Consider the following 22,504-nt stretch of genomic DNA (forward strand, 5'->3'; position numbering starts at 1 on the left):
ACGCGGCGGCCATGTTTTTTTTTCAGATCGGAACAGGAACGTATCCATGGCGACAATTCGCGACGTCGCCACCGCCTGTGGGGTCAGCCCGAGCGTAGTCTCGTACGTGATCAACAACAACCGGCCGGTGGCGCCCAAAACGAGAAAAAAGATCCTGCTGGCGATGGAGGAGATGGACTACTTTCCGAGCGCCATCGCCCGAGGGCTCTCGCGCAAGCGGATGAACCTGATCGGCGTGATCTTCTCGCGCATCTACTCGACGCCGCTGACGAATCCGTTCTTCGGGCCTATCCTGGACACGATCGTCGCCACCGCGATGGACCGCGAGCAGTGCACCGCGTTCCTGACGTGGCCGACCTGGGAAGAGATCGCCGCCAATCACGCCGTTTTCTGCGATGGACGCTTCGACGGGCTGATCCTGCTGGCGCCCGATCTGAACAGCCAAATCGTTCCGATCCTTCAGCGGCGCCGCATGCGTTTTGTGGTGGCGGCGCAAACAGTCCCGGAGGAGGGCGTCGCCAGCATCGATATCGACAACACGGCCGCCGCCCATTCCGTCGTGCGGCATCTGCTTTCCCTGGGACATCGGCGAATCGCGATGCTCTCGGGCGACCTCTTCTCGGCCGGCATGGACGCCCGGGTGCGCGGCTATCGGGACGCCCTCCAAAACGCGGGAGTCGCGGCCAATGAAAACCTCATCGTCGCCGTCTCCTACCAGATGCAAAGCCTTCCCCAGGACGTATCGCGGATTCTGGCTTTGCCGGCGGCGGAGCGCCCTACCGCGATCTTCTTCGGCAACGATGAACTCGCTCTGGCCGGGATCGAGCAGATCAGAAGTTTGGGCCTGAGCGTCCCGGACGACATTTCCGTCGTCGGCTTCGACGACATCACCGCGGCGGCCACGGCCAACCCGCCGCTCACCACGGTCCGCCAGCCGCTCGGCGCATTCGGAACCGCATCGATCGGAACCCTGCTTGACCATCTTGATTGCGCGGAGCGAGCGCCCGCGAATCTCGACATTTTGCCGGCCGAACTCATCGTCCGCCAATCGACGGGACCCTGCCGCTCCCGCTGATAACGCAATCGTCACGCAAGGAGTCCGGCGGGGAAAACCGCCGGACTCATTTTAAAGTTTAATCACAACCATCGCAATACAAGACAACAATCGCGAGCAATTCCCGAGGAGCATCCATGATGAGAAGACACAAACTCAGCTTCGGCTGTCTGGCGGCGGTTTGCGCGGCGATCGGTGTGCTTGCGCCGGCCGCGCATGCGTTGACGGCCAGCATCACGGTCAATACGACCGACGCCGGCGCGGTGAACCCTTATACCTGGGGGATCAACGCGCCCGACCAGTGGACCAATTACGCCGGCAGCGCGAGCTTCCAGAACGCAATTTCGGCGGCCGGCGTCAAGATCGTACGCATCAATCCGATCCCCAAGTGCAAGCAGGACGGGAACGATCCCTATCCGAGCGCCGGGACGTACAACTGGACCGAGCTCGACTCGCTCCTGAACACCGTCTTCAACGCCGGCGCCATACCGATTTTCCAGGTGGTGGGTTTTCCGGCCGGCGTCTCGCACACGCTCGACGCAAGCAGCCATATCACGGCGGCCGACTGGAACGGCTACGCCACGTTTATGCAGAGCGTCGTGCAGCGATACAATGTCAGCAAACAGCTGGGCGCCACACGGACAATCAAATACTGGGAGATGTGGAACGAGCCCACGAACGAAGGCAACGGGGTGTTCACCAGCCAGTCGCAGTACGGAAGCTTCGTTCAAACAGTTGGCGCGGCCATGAAGAGCATCGATCCGACGATCAAGCTGCTGGGGCCGGCGGACGCCTGGGGGGACAATGCCGATGGCTCCCCCGGCAACTTCGGCTCCGGGAGCTGGCTGAACTATACGGCTAAGAACCTGTACGGCCAGATCGACATGCTCACCTGGCACAACTACGGGGCCGGAACGGGCAGCACGGATCAGTTCCGGCTGAACTGGACGCGCCAGGCGTACGATCTGGACCCGCTGACGATCGTGGAGGCCGGCAACGGCGGCCTTCTCACCTCGCCGAGCGGCGCAACGTTTCCCGCCGGCGTCACCGAATACAACCTGTCCAGCAGCAGCTTTGGGACGGACGCCGAGTTCAGCAACGAATACGGCTCCACCTTCACCGGAAGCGCGATCATCAATGCGATGCTCGGCAATGTCGGCGTCTTCACATACTTCTGCGCCGCGCAGGCGGGGACGAACCTCCTCGGCCTGCTCAATGACACCACATTCGCCGTGCAGGCCAAGTCCTACTACGCGATCCAGCTGTTCGGCGCTCAGTTCAGCAAGGCAGACCGCAAGCTGACGACGACCAGTCCGACGGAGCCTTTGGAGATCACCGCCGCATACTCCTCCGCAACCGCAAAGCGTTATATCGCGATCGCCAACAAGGATATCAGCAGCAGTGACGTCATTACCTTCACGGTCAACGGGATCGGGGCGAGCGGCGCGGTGACCGCATGGCTTGTCGACAGCACGCACAACGGCTCCAGCTCCTCGTCCACCTACACGGGCAACCAGTTCACCTACACGATCGGACCGCGCTCCGTCGCCGTGCTTGAGGTGGCGCAGTCCGGAACACTGTTTACGAGCGGAGTTGAAACCGGAGACACACAGCCGACCTGGCTGAACACCATCGACCACTCCAGCAACGTCGCCGGATACACGGTGGGCGTGAACCCGGAGTGCTCGCCGCGCGACGTCGCCGGCGACGGCTTTGGCCTGACCGCGCACACGGGGAGCAAAGCGGAGATGTATTCCGGAACGGATAACAGCGCGTCGACCTCCTACTGCTACTACAAGGTGTTTTCGGTCAGTATCCCGATCACATCGGGCACGAAGATGAGCTACTGGATCCTGCCGCAGCAGGACAACGGCCGCTATGTCGGCGTCGACTATCACTGCACGGACGGATCGACTCTCCGCGATAGCGGCGCGGTCGATCAGAACGGTTACGCCATGCACCCCAACGCCGGCCATGGCGGCGCGATCCCGCTGGGCGCCTGGTCGCAGATCAAGTGCAATGTCGGCCAATGGCTCAGCGGCAAGACGATCGACACGATCTACATGGCCTACGACCGTCCCGCCGCCACCGGCCAGTATCGCGGTTATCTCGACGATCTCCTGATCACCAACGGAAGCCTGCCGTAGGATCCGATGGCCGCTCTCCTTCCATTCGGCGAATGGAAGGAGAGACCTCATTCGCCTGCCCGCCGATCATCGTCGATTCCCAGCCGCCAGGAGGGAACCATAACCCCATGAAGCTGCGTACTCTTCATGAGCATTGACGATAAGTCACCAGCGTTGTGTGAACGCGAGGCGTCCCCGAAAGAGGCATCGATATGGCCATTACCGCATCCCGTGAATTTCAGACCATCGGCGTGTTGACGACCCTTTGCGCCGCGCTCGCCGCGCCGCATGCGTCCGCCGCCGTCCCGGCGTCGGCCCTGGAGAGCGCCAAGACCATTCAGGTCCAGGAAACCCTGCTGATTCCCAATCAAGCGCAGAAACTGGTTCCCCTTTATCAGATTTCGGTACGCATCGCCAAGCCCGGCAAGATCCGGATCGACCTGGCGCACGTGACCGCCGGCGCCGGCGCGCCCAAGCATTCGTCCTACTTCGTCACCGACGGCAAGACAGCGCACGAGTACAACGGTCCCTCCAACCAATTCGTCACCAGCGACGCGCCCGCGCCGGGAACGCCGGTCCAGTCCCAGGCGTACAACATCGCCGCTGTCGACAGCATCCTGAACCCGAACGACAAGCCGGACGCGCGCGCCGGCGTCAAGCGCACGTCCACCCCGGACACGCTCGATGGGCATAAATTGACCTTGATCACCGACGCCTATCCTCCGCGCCCGGGACGCGGCGGCGCGCCCGTCACCTTCATCGAAAAGAAGTGGACCGACGCCAAAACGGGCCTGCCGTATCGGCTGGCCGCATACGCGAAACAGGGCGCCAAGCTGACTGTGATGCAGCAGCTCAATTTCACGAGCTGGACGCTGAACAAAGCGATCCCCGCCGCGCAGTTCGCCTGGGCTCCGCCCGCCGGCGCCAAGGAATACAGCGAGCCGAAGCTCCTGACCGCTGGCGCGGTCGCCCCCGACTTCACCGCGACCGCCCCCGACGGAACTCCCGTCAAGCTCTCGGATTACAAGGGCAAGATCGTCGTTTTAGACTTCTGGGCGACCTGGTGCGGTCCCTGCCAGGCGAGCATGCCGCACTTGCAGCATGTTTACGATCAGGTCAAGGATAAAAACGTCGCCGTGCTGGGCGTCTGCGTCTGGGACGATAAAGACGCTTACACCAAGTGGCTGGCCGACAAAAAAGGCGTCTACTCCTTCCCCACCGCCTTCGACCCGGCCGCCAAGGGACCGCAGAGCATCGCCGGCGCGCTCTATCATGTGAGCGGCATCCCGACCCAGTACATCATCGACAAGGACGGAAAAGTCTCCGCCACGACGGTCGGCTACGACGACGGCGATCACCAGCTCGAAGACGCCCTCGGCAAACTCGGCGTGACCGTCCCCATCGCGCCGAAGACAGCGGACGCGAAGTAGAGGGGATTGGGCGCGCCCGAGTGACCTCCCGGCCTTCGGGCGTCCTCTCCGTGGCAAACCCACCCCGGCGCTTCGCGCCACCCCTCCCGCCGACGGGAAGGGTTTGTAGGATTGCCTCTTACGAGAGTCGTCTACGATAACACACTCTGAATAACCCTTCCCGTCGGCGGGAGGGGTGGCGCGAAGCGCCGGGGTGGGTTTGCCACGGAGAGGACGCGCGAAGCGCCGGGGTGGGTTTGCCACGGAGAGGACGCGCGAAGCGCCGGGGTGGGTTTGCCACGGAGAGGGAGCCCGAAGCGCGGGGGTGGGTTTGCCCGGAGCGTTTGCCACGGGTGAAAGCCGTCTTTCCCTGGCCCCGAAGCATCCATTCCGCGTCTATGGTAAAATAACCCCATGGACTCGCCCCAGGCGCATTGGAGATTTGAGCTGCTGGGCGCAATGCGCGGGCGGCTTGGCGATCACGTTCTGGAGCGTTTTCAAACACAGAAAACGGCCGCGCTGCTGGCGTATCTGGCGTATTACCCGGAGCGCCGCCACACGCGCGAATCGCTGGTGGATATCCTCTGGCCGAACGCGGATCTGGACGCCGGGCGGAACCGGCTGTCTCAGGCGGTCGGGTGGCTTCGCGCGCAGCTGGAGCCGCCGGGCTCTCCCCGGGGCGGGGTTCTTCTTGCCGACCGTCAAAGCGTCGGCCTCAATCCTCCATCGTTTGTCACCGATGTCTCCCAGTTCGAAGCGGCGATCCACGCGGGAGCGGCGTCCGAGGATTCCGCTCCCATGGACGAGCGGCGGCGAGCGGCGCTTCAGCAGGCAGTCGCGCTTTACCACGGCGATCTGCTCCCCGGGCATTACGACGACTGGGCGCTCGCCGAACGCGCCCGGCTGCTCGGACTTTATCTTCCTGCCCTGCGCCGTCTGATCGAAGACTATGAACGGCGCCAGGAATGGGACCGCGCCCTGGACTACGCCCGGCGCGCCCTGGCCGCCGATCCCCTCGCCGAAGAATTGCATGGCGATCTCATGCGCCTGCTCGCCGCCTCCGGGCAGCCGGCCGCCGCGCTCCGGCAGTTCAAGGAAATGGAGCGGCTGCTCGCCAAAGAACTGGGCGACGAACCCTCCGCCGCGTCTCGCCAGCTGATCGCGGACCTTCGACGCATCGCCCCATCGCCCAGGACCGCGCCGGCGGCGAAACGCGGCGCCGCGCTTCCCTTGCAGATGACGCGCTTTTTCGGACGCGAAACGGAAATCGCGCAGGTGCGCGCCCTGATCGAAACCGGCGGCGCTCGATTGGTGACGCTCGCCGGGATGGGCGGCGCAGGCAAGACACGGATGGCGATCGAGACCGCCACGCGGCTCAGCGCGCACTTTCAGGACGCGGTGTTCTTCGCGCCGCTCGCGGACCTCAATGATGCGCGCCTGATCCCGAGCGTCCTCGCCGACCTCCTGACGCTGCCGGCGAGCGGCGATTCGATGCCGCTGGAGCGCGTGGCGTCCGCGCTGTCGGCGCGCCCCTCTCTGCTTGTGCTGGACAACCTGGAGCACTTGATCGACGAGGCGCCGCCGCTGATCCGGACTTTACTGGAACTCGCGCCGTCGCTGACGATCCTTGTCACCTCGCGCCAGCGGCTCAACCTGGACGGCGAACGGGAGATCGACGTGCCGCCGCTGGCCGCGCCGACCGAGGAGCTGTCCGCCGCTCCTCCGGACGCGGCGCTGGAGCGTCTGACGCGCATCGACAGCGTGCGCTTGTTCGTCGACCGCGCCCAGTCCGTCCGCCCCTCATTCGCGCTGACGCCGCAAAACGCCGAGGATATCGCCCGGCTTTGCGCGCGCCTCGACGGTCTACCCCTCGCCATTGAGCTGTGCGCGGCGTGGGCGCAGACATTGACGCCCGCCCAAATGCTGGCGCACCTGACACGCCGCTTCGATCTTCTGGTCAGCCGGCGCACGGACATCACGCCGCGTCACCGCACGCTTCGGGCGACGCTGGAGTACAGCTACCTGCTGCTTCCCCCCGATCTTCAGGATTTCTTTATCCGTCTCTCGGTGTTTCGCGGCGGCTGGACTCTGGACGCGGCGACGGCGATCTGCCGGGACGTCCCCGAGCAGGGAGCCCTCTCGACCCTTGAGGCGATCACGGAGATGCACGAGCGATCACTCGTCGCGGCGGAGGAAGTCAATGGGGAGATGCGCTACCGGATGCTGGAAACACTGCGCGAGTTTGCGGTGGAGCAGTGGACGATGGCCGTGGAAGGCCCGCTCCAGCAGCGACACGCCGAGTTCTTCCTGGCGCTGGCCGAACAGGCTGAGCCGCATTTGGCGTCTCCCGAGCAAGCCGCGTGGTTTGCGCGCCTGGAGGCTGAACACGACAACCTGCGCGCCGCGCTGGACTGGCTGATCGCGCGTCAGGATGAGGACAAGGGCCTGCGCATGGCGGTCGCGCTTTCCAAGTTTTGGGAGATGCGCGGTTATCTTCGCGAAGCGCAGCAGTGGCTGGAGCGTCTGCGGAATCTGCCCTCCCACGTTCCGCAGGACAATCTGCGCCTGCGCGCCAGAGCCCTGAACGCCTACGCGGTTTCGCTTCAGGGTCTGACCGATCTCACCCAGGCGGAGATTTACGCCCGCGAAGCCCTCGCGGCCTGGCGGACTCTGGACGACGCCTCGGGCATGGCGGGCTCTCTGGAGATACTGGGCGAGATCGCGATGATGCATGAAGATTATGGGCCGGCGGTGCGTCTCCTGGAAGAAGCTCGATCGCTGGCGCATGGCGCCGGCGACCAGGTGATGACCGCCAGCGCCGTCCACAGCCTTGGGCGGATCGCGCTCGCGCGAGAGAACTGGACGGAGGCCTGGAGCAATCTGTCGGAAAGCCTGCGCCTGCACCGGACGTTGGGCGACCAGAACAAGGCGGCCGCAGCGCTGAACAACCTGGGATTGGTGGCGCGCTATCGCGGCGAACTGATGGCGGCGCGCGATCTGCTAGGGCAGGCCCTCTCCGAACATCAAAAATTGGGGGACCGCCACCGGGTGGCGATCTCCCAGCTGAACCTCGGGACGGTAAACCGACTTGACGGTCAGTACGGCGACGCGCTGGCGGCGCTGACGCAGGCGACAACGCTGGCCCTTGAGATCGACGACCGGCGCGTTCAGGCCTGGTGTATCAAGGAGATCGGACACCTCGCATGCGCCGAGGGGCGGTTCGAGCAGGGGATGCGCCTGCTGTCGGCGTCGGAAAGCCTGCGGAAGGCGCTGGGGATCTCCTTCAGTCCCGCCGATCCGGACGAACTGGACCGGGATACGGCGCTGGGCAAAGCCGCCCTCGGCGACGCCGGCTTCGCGGCGGCCTGGACGGCGGGGGGCGCGCTCTCAGCGACGGACGCCATTGAAGAAGGCCGCGCGAACCGCGTATAATTGCGGGGTTCCGCAAAAAATCACTCAAAAATCCTCTTCCATCCGCAGATTTAAGAGTTATCGTCTGTCCATTTGGGAGTCTTTTGGGAGCGCGCCCGTATAATACTCCCAACACGCTCCAAGAGCGCTCGGCGAAGCGGCCGAGACAAAACCAAACCGCAAGGGTGCGGCAAACTCATAAAAAGCGAGTTTTACTACTAACTAATAAGTAAAACACCAACGCGGCTGACCGGACAACAGGAGGCCCAGACGATGCGCGAACGTTCGCGCCGCGCTCGCCCCTTAAGTTCACGGCTCAGTTTATCTTTTACGCAAAGGAAACTTTTATGACACGCACCAAATCGTCCAGCCTCCGATCTCGCCGATTGGGATTTACCCTGATTGAGCTCCTCGTCGTCATAGCCATCATCGCGATTCTCGCCGCCGTTCTCTTCCCGGTGTTCGCACAGGCTCGTGAAAAGGCTCGCCAGATCACCTGCTCCTCCAACCTGAAACAAGTTGGGACAGCGACTCTGATGTATATGCAGGACAATGACGAAAATTTATTCCCGTTCGTCATTACCGACGGAGCGACAGGAATGCCGATTTTCTGGGACGGTGAGGCGGACTTCTCCCAGAACCCAATCGGCTTCAATCCCTCCAAGGGACTGCTTCAGCCTTATATCAAGACAGCGGGCGTCGCGAACTGCATGGATGCGGAAAGCATGCCGGTGGTCGCGGGAAACATTCCCAGCTTTGCTTATGGCGTCAATGAATTCCTGATGCCTGGCGACCTCTCCAATATCAACGACCACGATGTGGACAAGCCCGCCGAGACGATCTATATCGCGGACTCCGCGACGGGATATCAGGATAAAATCTACCGCAACAATATCCTCTACCCGCACGAGCCCATGGTCCACGCCCGGCACGGCGGCGACACCGCCAACATTCTCTGGTTTGATGGACATGTGAAGTCCTCTAAGATCACAACGAGCCCGACGGATCATTACGAAACCGCCGCATGGTACGCGGCGAACCATCTCGGCAGCCTCAATCCCTCGTCGTCCGTCAGCACGGACCGGGATTACTACTACAAACTGCAAAAGGGCGGTTAGCAAATCGGACAATAGCCTCCGATGCTCGGCGACGCGCATATCTTCTCACGGAGCCTGTCCGGGACAATGATCTTGTCCCGGACATGAGAAACCCGCTTGAGCGCCGCCGGCGCCTTTCTTCCACGCCGCTTCAAAGGATCTGTACGTATGAGTATCCCACCATCTCGCCGGACGCTGCGCGCCGCCGGCGTTCTCGCGACGTTCTCCGCGCTGTGCGCCGCGCTTCCCGCGCAGGCCGCTCCCGTTTCCCCGATCGCTCAGGCGAAGACGGTCCATATGACGGGAACGTTCTCGATGGGAGGGCAGGACGGCAAGCGGATTCCGGTCTACCAGATTAAGGCGGATATCGCCAGGCCGGCCTCATTTCATGTCGTGATGACGCCCGCGTCCCGAAAGGGAGAAAGTCCGTCGGCGCTGATTAGCGACGGCAAGGTCGCGCATGAGGTCAACGGCTTCCAGCACACGTATCAAACGATCGACGTTCCGAAAATGGGCGCCGAGCCGCCGGCGTCGGAGATCAGTCATCTGTCCGGACTCGATGTGATCTGGACACTGGGAGCCGGCCCGGCGTCGCCCAATATCCACCGCGCCGTCCGCGCCGAAACGCTCGACGGGCGCGCGATGACGCTGCGGACCGACACCTACCCGGCGCGTTCGTTTGGAGGACATCCTCCGATCACGGAGATCCGCAAGCTCTGGAGCGACGCCAAGACCGGGCTCCCGTATCGCAGCGCCACCTATGTCGTTCAGGACGGCAAGACCCATCAGGAAGACCAGATGGACTTCCACGCGTGGACGGTCGGTAAACCCATCGCCGCCGCGCGGTTCGCCTGGGCGCCGCCTGCGGACGCCAAGGAATACATCGCGCCGAAACTGCTCGCCGTGGGAACGCCCGCGCCGGACTTCGCCGCGACCGCGCCCGACGGGACATCCGTCAAGCTCTCGGATTACAAGGGCAAGATCGTCGTGGTCGATTTCTGGGCGACCTGGTGCGGACCGTGCCAGGCCAGTATGCCGCATCTGGAGCATGTCTATCAGCAGGTCAAGGATAAAGACGTGGCCGTACTCGCCGTCTGCGTCTGGGACACGAAGCCCGAATACGACAAATGGGTTGCCGCGAAGAAGAGCGTTTACAGCTTCCCGACGGCGTTTGATCCCGCCGGACGCGGCGACAAGAGCATCGCCGGCGGGCTTTACAAAGTCGCGGGCATTCCCACCCAGTACGTGATCGACAAAGACGGCAAGATCGCGGCGGCCTATACCGGCTTTACCGAAGGCGCGCATCCATTGGAGGACGCTCTCCACTCGCTGAACGTAGAGATCGCCGCGCCGGCCAAAAGCGCCTCCGCGCGATAAGGGAAGTCGAACGCCAATGAAAGTGACCTACAATCCCGACGAAGACAAGCTTCGTATCTTGTTCTGCAACGCGCCCATTCAAGAAAGCGAGGCGCACCGCGCCGGGCTGATTCTGGATTACGACCAGAATGGACGAATCGTCGGCCTGGAGCTAAGCGGCGCCTCCGCGCATATCTCGCGCCCCCACACCGTCGACTTCGCCGAACGCTCACCGGAAGGGGATCTCACGGCTTCCCGATAGCAATGACAATATCCGATAAGCGGGCGCCCGCTTATCGGAAATATGACAATCTTCCCATAGCGCTCTCATTCGGCGTTTGCCGAATAAGATCCGCCTCTTCGCAAATCCCCGCCGCTCATCCACGCGATATCCCTGTGCATTTTAAGAGTCACGTAAGAGTAATTTGGGAGTTGTTTGAGTATCGCTTTGTATACTGTAACCTCGCGTGCTCCAAAAGACGGAATTATGACCGAAATGGGAAGATCGTTGGGCTTGAGCTGAGCGACGCCTCCAAACGCCTGTCTTGCCCCTAGACCGTGGACTTCGCCGCGCGGACCTTCGCGATGGCGTCCAGCGCCCCACACGCCGAGAAAAGATAGAACGTCATGAAAGCCATCGGATTGATCGGCGGAATGAGCTGGGAAAGCACCGCCGTCTACTATCAGCAGATCAACCAGGCGGTGCGCGAGCAGATGGGCGGGCTCCACTCCGCCGAGATCGTGATGCACTCCTGCGATTTCGCCGAGATCGTCGCGCTCCAGCAGCAAGGCCACTGGGACGCCATGGCCGGCAAGCTGGCGGCGGCGGCGCAGGCTCTGGAGCGCGCCGGCGCGGGGTGCGTCGCCATCTGCACGAACACGATGCACAAGGTCGCCCCGGAAGTCCAGGCGGCGGTCAATATTCCATTGATCGATATCCGGGACGTCACCGGCGAAGCGATCGAGACCGACGGTCTGCATACGGTCGGCCTGCTCGGAACCCGCTATACGATGGAGCAAGAATTCTTTCGGGCCCATCTGGCCCGCGAGTGGGGCTTGAAGGTGCTGACGCCGCCCGAATCGATGCATGGCGTGGTCCATGAGATCATCTTCGGCGAGCTGTGCCAGGGAATCGTCAATCCTCCCAATCGCATTCGGATGACGGAGATCATCTCGGAGATGGCTGGACGCGGAGCGCAGGGAATTATTCTGGGCTGCACGGAGTTAATGCTGTTACTGGGCCAGGACGATTCGCCGCTGCCGCTCTATGACACCACGACCCTGCATGCCCGCGCCCTGGTGTCTCACGCCATGGGAGGGGAAGCGCCCGGAGCGCGCGTCCTTCCGGCGACGCATCCCATGCTCGCCGCCGTTTAGACGATTTCGCCCGCGCTTACGAAAGGGTTCGAACTGATGTCGCTCACCACATCCCAGAAGGCGCTGCGCGCCGCCGGCGCACTTGGCGCTTTGGCCGCTGTGACGGCCGCGCTTCCCGCGCTGGCCGCCCCCAAGACCGAGATGGAAACCGCCAAGACGCTGCACGCCACGGAGACGTTCTCCATTCAGAGCGGCGATAAGGTCACCACGATCTTCAACATGGAGACCTACTTCTCCAAGCCCTCGTCCGTTCGGGTGGAGCTCAATACCATCCCGCAGCCGGGGGATCCGCCCAAGAAGACATCCCTCTTTGTCACGGCCGGCAAGGAGGGTCATGAGTATAACGGCTTCACCGGCATGTACAAGGTCATCGATGCGCCGAAGCCCGGCCAGGCGCCGAAATCCGATTTGGGCGATATGGCGGGAATCCGTCTGATCCTCGACCCTCAGAGCCCCGCGCCGGCCGGCGCGAAACGAACGCTGGGCACCGACACGATCGACGGCGCCGCGATGGTTCTGCACACGGATGTCAGCCCGGATCCCCACAATCCCGCATCGACCGTGACCGAGAAGCTCTGGACCGACGCCAAGACCGGCCTGCCCCGCCGCCGAGCGATTTACCTCGTGCGGGGCGCCGCGCCCTTCGTGCAGCAGCAAACGGATTTCGTCTCCTGGACCGTCGACAAGCCGATCGACGCGAAGCAGTTCGCCTGGGCCGCGCCCGAAGGCGCCAAGCTTTTCGAAGAACCGAAACTGCTCGCCGTGGGAACGCCCGCGCCGGACTTCGCCGCGACCGCGCCCGACGGGACATCCGTCAAGCTCTCGGATTACAAGGGCAAGATCGTCGTGGTCGATTTCTGGGCGACCTGGTGCGGCCCCTGCCAGGCCAGTATGCCCCATCTGGAATCCGTGTACAAGCAGGTAAAATATCAAGATGTCGTCGTCCTGGGGATCTGCGTTCTGGACAAGAAGCCGGCGTACGACAAATGGGTGGCCGATAAGAAGGACGTTTATTCCTTTATCACGGCCTACGATCCCGCCGGACGCGGCGACAACAGCATCTCCAGCAGTCTCTACAAGGTCACGGGCATCCCGACACAGTACATCATCGGCAAGGACGGCAATATCGCCGCCACCACCGAAGGATACGGCGACGGCGATCACCGGCTGGAAGAAGCTCTGGGTAAAATGGGCGTAAATGTGAAACCGGAAGCCAAGACCGCATCTTCCAAGTAGCGACGCCGGCGGGGTAACATAGGAACATTGGATTGCGTATTGATGTCTGACGATGGACGCGGACGCGACGTCTACTGAGAGGGAATTTATTTTATGATCCGACGATCTTTTGCCGCCGCCGCGCTGATCGCGACCGCCGCGGTCACGATGCCCGCTCAGGCGCAAATGCCGGGCGCGAATGTCGCCAAGGTGACGGCGGCCGCGAAGCCGTCCGCCGCATCGCATGGCCGCAAGGGCGTGCTGGCGATCACCATCGCCGTTTCTCCCGGCTTCCATGTGAACGCGAACAAGCCCAACGACCCGGACCTGATCCCGACCGTCTTCACGGCGCAGAGCACGCCCGGCGTCACCTTCGGCGCGCCGAAGTACCCGGCGGCGAAGTCCATCACCGTCACTTATGAGAAGAAGCCGATGCTGGTGTACCAGGGCAGCGCCGTAATCCTGGTTCCCTACACGGTTTCCAAGCCCGGCAAGGTCGTCCTGAAGGGCTCGCTCGGGTTCCAGGGCTGCAACGCATCCAGCTGCTTCCCGCCGGACAGCGCGCCCGTGACCGCAACGGTAACCGTAAAATGAGACGCACGATCCCAGCCTCGATCCTGGCTCTGCTGTCGCTCGCCGGCGTGACGCTCGCGCCCGGCGCGCGCGCCGCCACGCCGACGCCGATCCACTTCACCGCCACCGTCAGCCCCGCGCCGGTCCACGCCGGCGAAGTGGCGACGGTGACCGTCAAAGCCGCCGTGGATCCAGGCTGGCACGTGTACTCCGTGGTCCCGGCCGCCGATGGCCCGGCGGTCACGGATATTCTTTCTCTGACCGGAACGGCAAGCGCCGGGCCGACCACCGAAGACGCCGTGATCCGCAAGTTCGACGCGAACTTCGGACGCGAGGTCGGATTCCATGAGAACACGGCGACTTTTCAGCGCCAATTTCGCGTCGGCGCCGCGCCCATCGCCGCGCCCTCCGTCACGCTGCATTACCAAACGTGCAATGATAAAGTGTGCCTCCCGCCCACCGATGTCACCCTGCCCGTCGCGCTGACGGTCGCCGCCGGCCCGGTGCGGCCGGAGTACGCGCAGGCGAAGGTCATCGCCGCGCCGCCCGCCGCCCCTGCGGCGATGGCGAGAGCCAAGACTGCGAACACGGGCCTGGGCCTGTTCCTGCTGGCCGCGCTTGGAGCAGGCCTGCTCGCGCTAATCACTCCCTGCGTCTTCCCGCTGATCCCCATCACCTTGACTAACTTCGTCAAGCAGGCGGATGGCGACAAGGGACGATTGGTCCGCCTGTCGGCCGGGTACGCCCTCGGAATCGTGGCGCTGTATGTCGCCCTGGGCGCGATCGTGACAGCCACGGTCGGCGCGACGGGCATCAACAAGATTGCGGCAAATCCGTGGGTCAACCTCGGGATCTTCGTCGTCTTCGTCGTGTTCGCCCTATCGTTCTTCGAGACGATCCAGTTGACGCTGCCCGCGAACCTGGGCGCCTTGCAGACCACCGCGCGCAAACATGGCGGCATTACGGGTCTGGCTCTGCTGGGAATCACCTTCGTGCTGGCGTCGTTCACCTGCACCGCGCCGTTTTTGGGAACGCTCTTAGTCGCGGCGGCGGGCGGCGAACGCTTCCGCCCACTGCTCGGCATGCTGGTCTTCGCCCTCGCCTTTGTCTCGCCCTTCTTAGTCTTCGCCGCCTTCCCGCAGTGGATCGGCAAGATCCCTAAGAGCGGCGTGTGGCTGGCGCGCGTCAAGGCGACTCTGGGATTTGTGGAGCTGGCCGCCGCGCTTAAGTTTCTCTCGAACGCCGATCAGGTCTGGCAGTGGAAGCTGCTGACCGAACCCGTTCTGCTCGCCGCCTGGTCCTTGATCTTCGTCAGCGCCGCACTTTATCTCTGGGGGACGCTGCGCTTCGGCATCGTCGCGGAGACCGAGCCGCACGGCGCGAAGGTCCCGGTCGCGCGCGGCGCCTTCGCCCTGCTCTTTTTAGTGCTGGCCGGATATTGCTTCCGGGGTCTCGCGGGCAGGCCGGTCGCTCTCTTCAGCGCCTTCCTGCCGCCGTCGGGCTACGGCCTGGCGTCCGGCGGAGCTTCGGAAGACGGCCTGACCTGGCTCACGGACTATAACGTCGCGCTCGCCCAGGCGAAGGCCGAGGGCAAGCCGCTCTTTATCGACTTCACCGGCGTCACCTGCACCAACTGCCGCTGGAACGAAAAGAACGTCTTCCCGCGCGAGGATGTCCGCAGAGAGCTTGGCAACTATGTCCGCGTTCAGCTCTACACCGACCGTCCCGGCGACGCCGCCAATCAAAAGCTCCAATTGACCAAGTTCGGCGATGTCGCGCTGCCGCTCTATGGAGTGGTCGATCCGCAGACCGGAAATGTCGTCGATAAGACCGCCGGCACGATTACCGACGCCGGCGCGTTCACGACGTTCCTGTCCCACTCCCGAACGGCGTCCTCCTCCACAGCCGCCGCTGCTCCGGCGACGGTCGCCGCGAACGCGCCGGCCTGGGCGCCCTACACGCCCGAAGCGGCGAGCGCCGCCGCGCAGGCGGGCAAGCCGACGATCGTGGACTTCACGGCTGCGTGGTGCGTCAACTGTAAGGAAATCGAGCACGATGTCTTCGAGCATCCGGAAGTCGCGCCTGTCCTTGGCCGCAGCTTCACCACCCTGCGCGCCGATCTGACAAAATGGAACGATCCCGCGAACGTCGCCCTGCAAAAGCAGTACGGCTTTGGGAGCCTCCCGACGATCGTCTTTCTCGACTCCAGCGGCAAGGAGATCAAGAACCTGCGCATCACCGGCCGTCTCAGCGTCGCCGAGTTCCAAAAGCGCATGCAGGCCGCCGCCCCGGCGGCCGTCGCGCGAGGATAACGCGAACCGCTCCGTGTCCAATATTGGGTCAATGGCGTCCCAAACCGAAATGCTCCCATCCGCAAGATGGGAGCAAACGCATTCCACACCCAAGAAAGCACACGCCCTTGAAGACCTCTTCCCACGCCCCCTGGATGACGGCGCTCGCGCTCGCGGCGAGCGTCAGCGTCTGTCCGGCGACGCTCGCGGCGGATAGCAATCCCCCAAAGCCCGACACGCCGCTCAGCGCGCTGATCGTCGGCGGCGGGCCGGATATCCCGCACAATCAAGTCGCCATCGAAAGCAATGTCGTGTACGTGCGCAGTCTCCTGCCGCCGAGCGCCGCCACGCGCATTCTGTTCGCCGACGGCAACACCAAAACCGAGGATGTGCTCTATGAAGGCAAAAAGCAGCGCGAGCTGACGCGCGCCACCGTGCTGCCCGCGATCGACGCCCCCTCCGTCTCGGCGAGCATCGACGGTGAGACAAAGCGATTGGCGCAGGCGACGAGCAAGCCGGCTTTGCTGTACTTCACCGGGCACGGCAGCCCGAACGAAACCGGAGACTTCGACAACAATCAATACGATCTCTGGGACAAGAACGAACTGACTGTTCGCGGCCTGGCGACCTCGCTGGATTCCGTGCCCAGCAGCACGCCCGTCACCCTCGTGATGGCGCAGTGCTTCTCCGGCAGCTTCGGCAATCTCATCTTCCAGAACGGCGATCCCAGCGCGCCGCTCGCGGACCGCAATCTCTGCGGCTTCTTCGCCAGCATTGCTCAGCGCCCTGCCGCCGGCTGCACCACGGAAATCAACGCCAAGTACTATCACGACTTCACCAGCTACTTCTTCGCGGCGCTCAGCGGCAAGGACCGACTGGGAAAGACCACGGACGGCGCGGACTATAACGGCGACGGCAAAGTGGGGATGGACGAAGCGTTCGCCTACACGCTGATCCACGACGATTCGATCGATACTCCCGTCTGCACCTCGGATATTTTCCTGCGCCGCTTCGCGAAGACGCCTGACGACGCGGTCTTCAAAACGCCTTACTCGCAAGTGCTGTCGTGGGCGACTCCCGCGCAGCGCGCCGCGATCGATGCCCTATCCGACCAGCTCAAGCTCACCGGCGAAGGCCGTCTCGGCGACGCCTACAAGACCTTCGCCACCACATTGCTCGCTAGCTGGGAGACCAAGGATGTTCGGATCATTCGATTCGTCCGTCTCGCCAAAACCATCGTGCTCTCGCACGAATTGGAAACGAGCGATAACGCCAGCCTCAAGGCGCGCTACGACGCGCTGAAAGCCGCCGAAGCCGGCAACCCGCTGACCGGCCCCGCCGCTCCAAGCCCTCTTCTCGCCGTAGTGGCGGCGGCCAAAACGCCCGACGCGCCGACACCCGAATATTTGGCGCATCAAACCTATACCCTCGGCAAGATGCTCCCGCCCCCGGTTGTGACGATCGATGTGAGCGACGCGCCCGAGACGAAAGCCTGGGCCGAGAACGCACAGAAGGTTGTGACGCAGTGGTTCCCGCTCATCACGCCGTTCCTCGCCACACAAGATTGGACGCCGCCCAAGACGCTTAAGCTGATCCTGAAGCACGAAAACGACGCGCCCGCCTACACGGACAGCGACGGAATCACGATCAGCGCCCAATGGATCACCGACCATCCCGACGACTTCGGCATGGTGATCCATGAGCTAACCCACGTCGTCCAAAGCTATCCCGACAAGGGCGACAAGCCCGGCTGGCTTGTCGAAGGCATCGCCGACTACATCCGGTTCTGGCGCTACGAACCCGACGTCCCGCGTCCGCGCATCGACCCGGCCAAGGCCAAATATACCGACGCCTACCGCACCACGGCCGCCTTCATCGCCTGGGCGCAGGGCAAATACGACCGCAGCCTCATCCTCAGACTCGACGGCGCGCTGCGCACCGGAACTTACCACGATTCGCTGTTCGAGACCATCACGGGGAAACCCGTGGACACGCTCTGGACGGAGTTTTTGAAGACCGTTCCGCCGCCAATACACAAGCCATCGGTGACGATGACGATTTCTTAGCGGGGTATAATTGCTTTATTGGGCGACGACCGCCCCGCCCTTGCAAACCCACCCCGGCGCTTCGCGCCACCCCTCCCGCCGACGGGAAGGGTTTGTAGGATTGCCTCTGACGAAAGCCGCCTGCGATAACACACTCTGAAATAACCCTTCCCGTCGGCGGGAGGGGTGGCGCGAAGCGCCGGGGTGGGTTTGCCCGGGAGGGGTCGGCCGAAGGCCGGGGGTGGGTTTGCAAAGGGAGCACCCGAAGGGCCGGGCGAGGGCCACTCCGCGTCAAGAAAGACCCGCTTATGATCACCAGCACAGACAATCTCCCCACCATCGCCGCTCCCGACGTTCTCGTCTGCGGCGGAGGCACCGCCGGCGTGGTGGCGGCGATTGCGGCGGCGCGGGCGGGGGCGTCAGTGCTGATCGTGGAGCAGTTGGGGCAGCTCGGCGGCACGCAGTCGGCGGGATGGGTGACGCCCATGATGCCGAACAAGATGCTGGAGGAGTCGCTGACCCATGGGATCAACGACGAGATTATCCAGCGCGCCGCCCGGATCGATCCGCCGCCGACGGAGCGTACGGGCGATCTGCTCTGGTTCAATCCCGTGACGCTGGCGCTGGTGCTGGACGACCTGATGGCGGAATCGGGCGTGCGCGTGCTGTTCCATACGTTCATCAGCGACGCGATTGTGGAAGACGGCGCGCTCCGGGGCGTCGTGGTGGAGAATAAAGATGGGCGCGGAGTGATCCGGGCGCGTGTGACGATCGATTGCACCGGCGACGCCGATGTGGCGCTGCGCGCGGGCGCGCCGACGGTGTCGGGCGATCCCGAGGACGGGCATAACCAGCCGATGTCGCTGCGCTTCGCGATGGCGGGCGTGGATCAAAAGGGCGCGGCGGCCTTTCTCGTCGATGAGATCGGGATGACGTGCTGGTCCCGCGCCCCGCTGTTTGAGATCGGCGCGGGCGAAGCGAAGAACACGCCGCTCGGGCCGCTGATCGCGAAGGCGATTGCGGCGGGCGTGCTGGCCGAAGACGACCTCGGCTATCTCCAATTCTTCTCCATGCTCGGCCGGCCCGGTGAGCTGGCGTTCAACTGCCCGCGTATCTCGGGTCTGTCGTCGACCTCGGCGTGGGATCTCTCGCAGGCGCAGATCGTCGGACGCCAGAAGATCCGGCGCATCGCGCGTTTCTTCAAGGAGTATATCGGCGGCTTCGACGGCGCCTATATCGGGACCATCGCGCCGATGGTCGGCGTGCGCGAGTCACGGCGCATCGTCGGCGACTACACGCTGACGGAAGACGATTTCCTGTCCGAAGCGCGCTTCCCCGACTCCATCGCGCGCAACTCCTACCCCATCGATATCCACACCGCCAAGTCCCAAAAGGGCCTGGTCATGAAGCATCTCCCACCGGGACATTACCACGAAATCCCCTACCGCTGCCTGCTTCCTCACGGCGTGGAGAACCTGCTTGTGGCCGGACGCTGCCTGTCCGCCACATTCGCCGCCCAGGCCGCCGTACGGATCCAGCAGAACTGCCGCGCGTTCGGCGAAGCCGCCGGACTGGCCGCCGCAATGAGCGTCTCGCGAAACATTACTCCCAGAGCCATCGATACCGACGAGCTGCGCCGGCGCCTCAACGCGCAGGGCGCGCGGATCTAACTTTATTCTGACCCTGTTTTCTGAAAAGCCTTACGGAAAGCACAAGTAAATCGACATGATATATGGCGATTCTGACAATGCCAATATTGTTTTTTCTTCTCGTTAGAATTATAATGAGCATGTGTGGAGGAAATTACTGCTCCTGCAATTAACAGTACCGAATTCGCGCTGAACTAAAATAGAGAAAGATGCGTCAATACATAGTAAGTTTCAGGAAGGTAGTACCATTATGGCCGGAAGGCTGAGCGTTTTGACGCCCAAAGAAGTAGCATCCGAGTTCCATGTTGCGGAGACAGTCATTCTTGCGGAGCTAGAATCAGGCCGATTGAAGGGCTTTCGCTTTGGGGGCGCCTGGCGCACCACGGAGGAAGCCGCGCTGGAGTTAATCGCCACGCTGATGGAGGAGCAGGGCGCCGGTTCGGCCGCCTCGGGAGAGACAGGGGACGAGACAACGGAAGGCGACGATTACGAGATCGCCCAGGACGAAGCCGAGGCCGCGCTGCCGGCGCGCCGGCGGGGACGCCCCTCCAAGGCGTCCACTCTGGGAGATCCCGGGAGCGCGTCGAACGGCGCGGCTCCTCTGGCCCCCGCCATTCCGCTGCCGACTCTGGACGAGCTGCGGGAGCTGGAATGGGAAACGGCACAGCCGTTCTATCACCAGTGGCCCAACTCCAAGGAAAAAGAACTTCAGGACGCCGCGTTCACGCAGATCATTGAGATCGACACCAAGCATATCTCCTTAGTCATCGGCTTCGCCACCCGCGACACCGCCAGCATGCCCGCGCGCCGCCACGCCACCGTTTTCTGGGGCGACATCGGCCGCACGCTCTACCCGCTGGTGCAGTTCGCGGGCGCCAACGACTTCGAAAACAGTGGTCTCCTGGCGAGCATCATCCGCGACAGCGGACGCGCGACCGTGGCGGCCGACGCCCCCCTGCCCTCCGGCTACGAAGACATGCCGGTCGGGTTTTACAATGACCTGATTTCTGGCCCTTATACACGCAAAAGCCGCTGCGTCATCGCACACAAAGACGACTTTGCCGTCATGGCGAAGCACGCTTTGCTGCGCAGCCAGCAAAAAGGACGCATCTAAACGATCGGGCGTCATTCCGGCCGCGGCCAAGGGTAAAGATCTTCTTTTCGCGGGAACTTTTCCCTTGGCCACGTTTGCGCGTATGATTTCCGCGCGGGTTGCGTGTATAATAGAACCATTGAATTTCAGGAGGAGATGACTGTGCCCTACGTCATTACTGAGCCTTGCATCGGTGTCAAAGATAAGTCTTGCGTCGCCGTCTGTCCCGTCGACTGCATCAAAGAAGCGGACGACCAGCTTTATATCGACCCCAGCGAGTGCATCGACTGCGGCCTTTGCGAGCCGGAGTGTCCGGTGGACGCGATTTTTATGGAGGACGAAGTTCCCGAACAGTGGAAGAAGTTCATCCAGATCAATGCGGACTACGCGAAGAAATAACGCCATCCTCCCAAAGATTGAAGCGCGCTCCCTGTGGAGCGCGCTTTTTTTTGCCAAAAATATTCTTGTGAAATTATATATAAAATTTCACGAATTCAGGTAATCTATCCGTAAGGTGCAGGCGAAGAAGCCTGTAATGAGGACGATATTCAGTACTCTCGCGAACAATTTGAGACTCTGATGGCCGAGATCTCACATCCGGAGATTGACCCGCACGTCGTCCCAGAGCCGCGCTGGCCGGCCTGGATCGCCGTTTTGGCCGTCGGCGGCCTCTACGCCGCGCTTCCCCAATCTCTCGTCGTCGGCCCGCGCTGGGGCCTGGCCGCGCTGATCGCATTCCTTCTCGCTCCGCTGATCCTCACCTACAAACGCGGCAACTGTCGCGTCAACCGCGTCCTCGGTCACCTGCTTTCCCTGGTCGTGACCGGCTTCATGATTGTTTCGCTGATCCTGTTGGTGAAAGCGCTGCCGACGCACGCCGAATCGCCGATGCAGCTGCTCCGCTCCGCTGTCGCCCTCTGGGCGACCAACGTGATCGTCTTCGCCGGCTGGTACTGGCGTCTCGACGGCGGCGGCCCCCACGGCCGCGATCTGGAGCCCGGCCACGAAACCGACGCCTTTCTCTTCCCGCAAATGGCGCTCTCCGCCGAGCAGCGCAAGGCCATGAACATCGCCGACTGGTCCCCCACCTTCGTCGACTACTTATTCCTCGCCTTCAACACCAGCACCGCCCTCTCCCCTACCGACACCCCGGTCATCTCCCGCTGGGCCAAGATCCTCGTCATGGTGCAGGCCACCATTTCTCTGCTCGTCATCGTCCTCCTCGCCGCCCGCGCGGTGAATATTATTCGGTGATCAGGATCTGAAATTTCTATTACTACCAGACCATAATTGAAGTTGCCATAACGTATTATGACAGAGTATGTTATGACAGAGTGTATTATGCGAACTCAATACTCACAGCGCCTTCAGGCGCTCGTAGTTGCGCCGCAACAGCGCCGCCGCCGTCCGGGCGTCATCTTCGTTTTGCAAAAACAGGCTGACCCAGTTGGACTTGGGATAAAGATGGTGCTGCTCGGCAGCGCCTGCCGAAATCACCTCGTCCCGAATCGCCTTCGTGAATAAAATATCCACCAGTCCATTGCCGTGCATATGCCCGATCTCCCGCCGTCCCAGATCGAACCGCGTTCCGCCGTGTTCGTTTGCGCGCTGTGTGACGCCCGGCCAGGACAGCGCTTCTTGCCGCACCTGACGAATAGCGGCGAGGCGCGGACGATGCAAGAGCGTCGATTCCAGAATCAAAACGGCCTCGAAGACGTGGACCAGCCCGGGGACTTTGCCGAGAAATTGTAAGTGTGTGGTCACAAATCGGAACATCGATTTCCTTTCCTGCCATACTGTATACGGAT

General features: G+C 62.8%; 17 protein-coding genes. 16 read left to right on the forward strand and 1 reads right to left on the reverse strand.

Annotated features, from left to right (window positions below; translation table 11 throughout):
* Positions 1-46: 46 nt before the first annotated feature.
* The 16 genes from D5261_RS03300 to D5261_RS03375 all read left to right on the forward strand — a co-directional run bounded on the left by D5261_RS03300 (position 47) and on the right by D5261_RS03375 (position 21,950).
* Positions 47-1,075 (forward strand): LacI family DNA-binding transcriptional regulator, encoded by a 1,029-nt coding sequence (locus D5261_RS03300; protein ID WP_119324043.1) that lies wholly within the window; start codon positions 47-49, stop codon positions 1,073-1,075.
* A gap of 116 nt (positions 1,076-1,191) precedes the next feature.
* Positions 1,192-3,201, forward strand: a complete 2,010-nt coding sequence (locus tag D5261_RS03305) for a GH39 family glycosyl hydrolase (protein ID WP_119324044.1) — start codon at positions 1,192-1,194, stop codon at positions 3,199-3,201.
* Positions 3,202-3,392: 191 nt separating this feature from the next.
* Positions 3,393-4,610, forward strand: a complete 1,218-nt coding sequence (locus tag D5261_RS03310; protein ID WP_119324045.1) for a redoxin domain-containing protein — start codon at positions 3,393-3,395, stop codon at positions 4,608-4,610.
* 393 nt (positions 4,611-5,003) lie between these two features.
* Positions 5,004-8,021: an ATP-binding protein gene (locus tag D5261_RS03315; protein WP_119323356.1), complete on the forward strand. Its 3,018-nt coding sequence runs from the start codon at positions 5,004-5,006 to the stop codon at positions 8,019-8,021.
* A 326-nt stretch (positions 8,022-8,347) separates the two neighbouring features.
* Complete coding sequence (locus D5261_RS03320) at positions 8,348-9,118, forward strand: DUF1559 family PulG-like putative transporter (protein WP_119323357.1); 771 nt, start codon at positions 8,348-8,350, stop codon at positions 9,116-9,118.
* A gap of 147 nt (positions 9,119-9,265) precedes the next feature.
* Complete coding sequence (locus D5261_RS03325; protein WP_125206181.1) at positions 9,266-10,474, forward strand: TlpA family protein disulfide reductase; 1,209 nt, start codon at positions 9,266-9,268, stop codon at positions 10,472-10,474.
* Between the two features lie 16 nt (positions 10,475-10,490).
* Positions 10,491-10,715, forward strand: coding sequence for a DUF2283 domain-containing protein (locus D5261_RS03330; RefSeq protein WP_119323359.1), 225 nt, complete (start codon positions 10,491-10,493; stop codon positions 10,713-10,715).
* 365 nt (positions 10,716-11,080) lie between these two features.
* Entirely contained in the window at positions 11,081-11,830 is a 750-nt protein-coding gene (locus D5261_RS03335; RefSeq protein ID WP_119323360.1) for an aspartate/glutamate racemase family protein, read from the forward strand.
* A 36-nt stretch (positions 11,831-11,866) separates the two neighbouring features.
* The gene (locus D5261_RS03340) at positions 11,867-13,066 is read left to right on the forward strand and encodes a redoxin domain-containing protein (RefSeq protein ID WP_119323361.1); all 1,200 of its coding nucleotides are present in this window, start codon (positions 11,867-11,869) and stop codon (positions 13,064-13,066) included.
* A gap of 93 nt (positions 13,067-13,159) precedes the next feature.
* Complete coding sequence (locus D5261_RS03345) at positions 13,160-13,639, forward strand: protein-disulfide reductase DsbD N-terminal domain-containing protein (RefSeq protein ID WP_119323362.1); 480 nt, start codon at positions 13,160-13,162, stop codon at positions 13,637-13,639.
* Positions 13,636-15,930 carry a thioredoxin family protein gene (locus D5261_RS03350; protein ID WP_119323363.1) on the forward strand — a complete coding sequence of 765 codons (2,295 nt, stop codon included), beginning with the start codon at positions 13,636-13,638 and terminating at the stop codon, positions 15,928-15,930. Before D5261_RS03345 ends, D5261_RS03350 begins: the two co-directional genes overlap by 4 nt.
* Before the next feature lie 107 nt (positions 15,931-16,037).
* Positions 16,038-17,975 carry a basic secretory protein-like protein gene (locus D5261_RS03355; RefSeq protein ID WP_125206182.1) on the forward strand — a complete coding sequence of 646 codons (1,938 nt, stop codon included), beginning with the start codon at positions 16,038-16,040 and terminating at the stop codon, positions 17,973-17,975.
* Between the two features lie 287 nt (positions 17,976-18,262).
* Positions 18,263-19,624 carry an FAD-dependent oxidoreductase gene (locus D5261_RS03360; protein WP_119323365.1) on the forward strand — a complete coding sequence of 454 codons (1,362 nt, stop codon included), beginning with the start codon at positions 18,263-18,265 and terminating at the stop codon, positions 19,622-19,624.
* A 229-nt stretch (positions 19,625-19,853) separates the two neighbouring features.
* Positions 19,854-20,717, forward strand: coding sequence for a helix-turn-helix domain-containing protein (locus D5261_RS03365; protein WP_125206183.1), 864 nt, complete (start codon positions 19,854-19,856; stop codon positions 20,715-20,717).
* 141 nt (positions 20,718-20,858) lie between these two features.
* Positions 20,859-21,095 (forward strand): ferredoxin family protein, encoded by a 237-nt coding sequence (locus D5261_RS03370; RefSeq protein WP_119323490.1) that lies wholly within the window; start codon positions 20,859-20,861, stop codon positions 21,093-21,095.
* 180 nt (positions 21,096-21,275) lie between these two features.
* Positions 21,276-21,950 carry a hypothetical protein gene (locus D5261_RS03375; protein ID WP_119323367.1) on the forward strand — a complete coding sequence of 225 codons (675 nt, stop codon included), beginning with the start codon at positions 21,276-21,278 and terminating at the stop codon, positions 21,948-21,950.
* A 102-nt stretch (positions 21,951-22,052) separates the two neighbouring features.
* Here D5261_RS03375 and D5261_RS03380 read toward each other — a convergent pair whose 3' ends face one another.
* Positions 22,053-22,472 carry a luciferase domain-containing protein gene (locus tag D5261_RS03380; protein WP_165864449.1) on the reverse strand — a complete coding sequence of 140 codons (420 nt, stop codon included), beginning with the start codon at positions 22,470-22,472 and terminating at the stop codon, positions 22,053-22,055.
* Positions 22,473-22,504 lie beyond the last annotated feature (32 nt).

Source organism: Capsulimonas corticalis (assembly GCF_003574315.2).
Lineage (GTDB): Bacteria > Armatimonadota > Armatimonadia > Armatimonadales > Capsulimonadaceae > Capsulimonas > Capsulimonas corticalis.

Excerpts from the sequence above, each read along its gene's own strand:
- D5261_RS03325 (WP_125206181.1), top strand. The coding sequence starts at position 9,266 with ATGAGTATCCCACCATCTCGCCGGACGCTGCGCGCCGCCGGCGTTCTC.
- D5261_RS03380 (WP_165864449.1), bottom strand. The coding sequence starts at position 22,472 with ATGTTCCGATTTGTGACCACACACTTACAATTTCTCGGCAAAGTCCCC.
- D5261_RS03300 (WP_119324043.1), top strand. The coding sequence starts at position 47 with ATGGCGACAATTCGCGACGTCGCCACCGCCTGTGGGGTCAGCCCGAGC.
- D5261_RS03315 (WP_119323356.1), top strand. The coding sequence starts at position 5,004 with ATGGACTCGCCCCAGGCGCATTGGAGATTTGAGCTGCTGGGCGCAATG.
- D5261_RS03375 (WP_119323367.1), top strand. The coding sequence starts at position 21,276 with ATGGCCGAGATCTCACATCCGGAGATTGACCCGCACGTCGTCCCAGAG.
- D5261_RS03345 (WP_119323362.1), top strand. The coding sequence starts at position 13,160 with ATGATCCGACGATCTTTTGCCGCCGCCGCGCTGATCGCGACCGCCGCG.
- D5261_RS03310 (WP_119324045.1), top strand. The coding sequence starts at position 3,393 with ATGGCCATTACCGCATCCCGTGAATTTCAGACCATCGGCGTGTTGACG.
- D5261_RS03330 (WP_119323359.1), top strand. The coding sequence starts at position 10,491 with ATGAAAGTGACCTACAATCCCGACGAAGACAAGCTTCGTATCTTGTTC.
- D5261_RS03335 (WP_119323360.1), top strand. The coding sequence starts at position 11,081 with ATGAAAGCCATCGGATTGATCGGCGGAATGAGCTGGGAAAGCACCGCC.
- D5261_RS03350 (WP_119323363.1), top strand. The coding sequence starts at position 13,636 with ATGAGACGCACGATCCCAGCCTCGATCCTGGCTCTGCTGTCGCTCGCC.
- D5261_RS03360 (WP_119323365.1), top strand. The coding sequence starts at position 18,263 with ATGATCACCAGCACAGACAATCTCCCCACCATCGCCGCTCCCGACGTT.
- D5261_RS03340 (WP_119323361.1), top strand. The coding sequence starts at position 11,867 with ATGTCGCTCACCACATCCCAGAAGGCGCTGCGCGCCGCCGGCGCACTT.
- D5261_RS03305 (WP_119324044.1), top strand. The coding sequence starts at position 1,192 with ATGATGAGAAGACACAAACTCAGCTTCGGCTGTCTGGCGGCGGTTTGC.
- D5261_RS03365 (WP_125206183.1), top strand. The coding sequence starts at position 19,854 with ATGGCCGGAAGGCTGAGCGTTTTGACGCCCAAAGAAGTAGCATCCGAG.
- D5261_RS03320 (WP_119323357.1), top strand. The coding sequence starts at position 8,348 with ATGACACGCACCAAATCGTCCAGCCTCCGATCTCGCCGATTGGGATTT.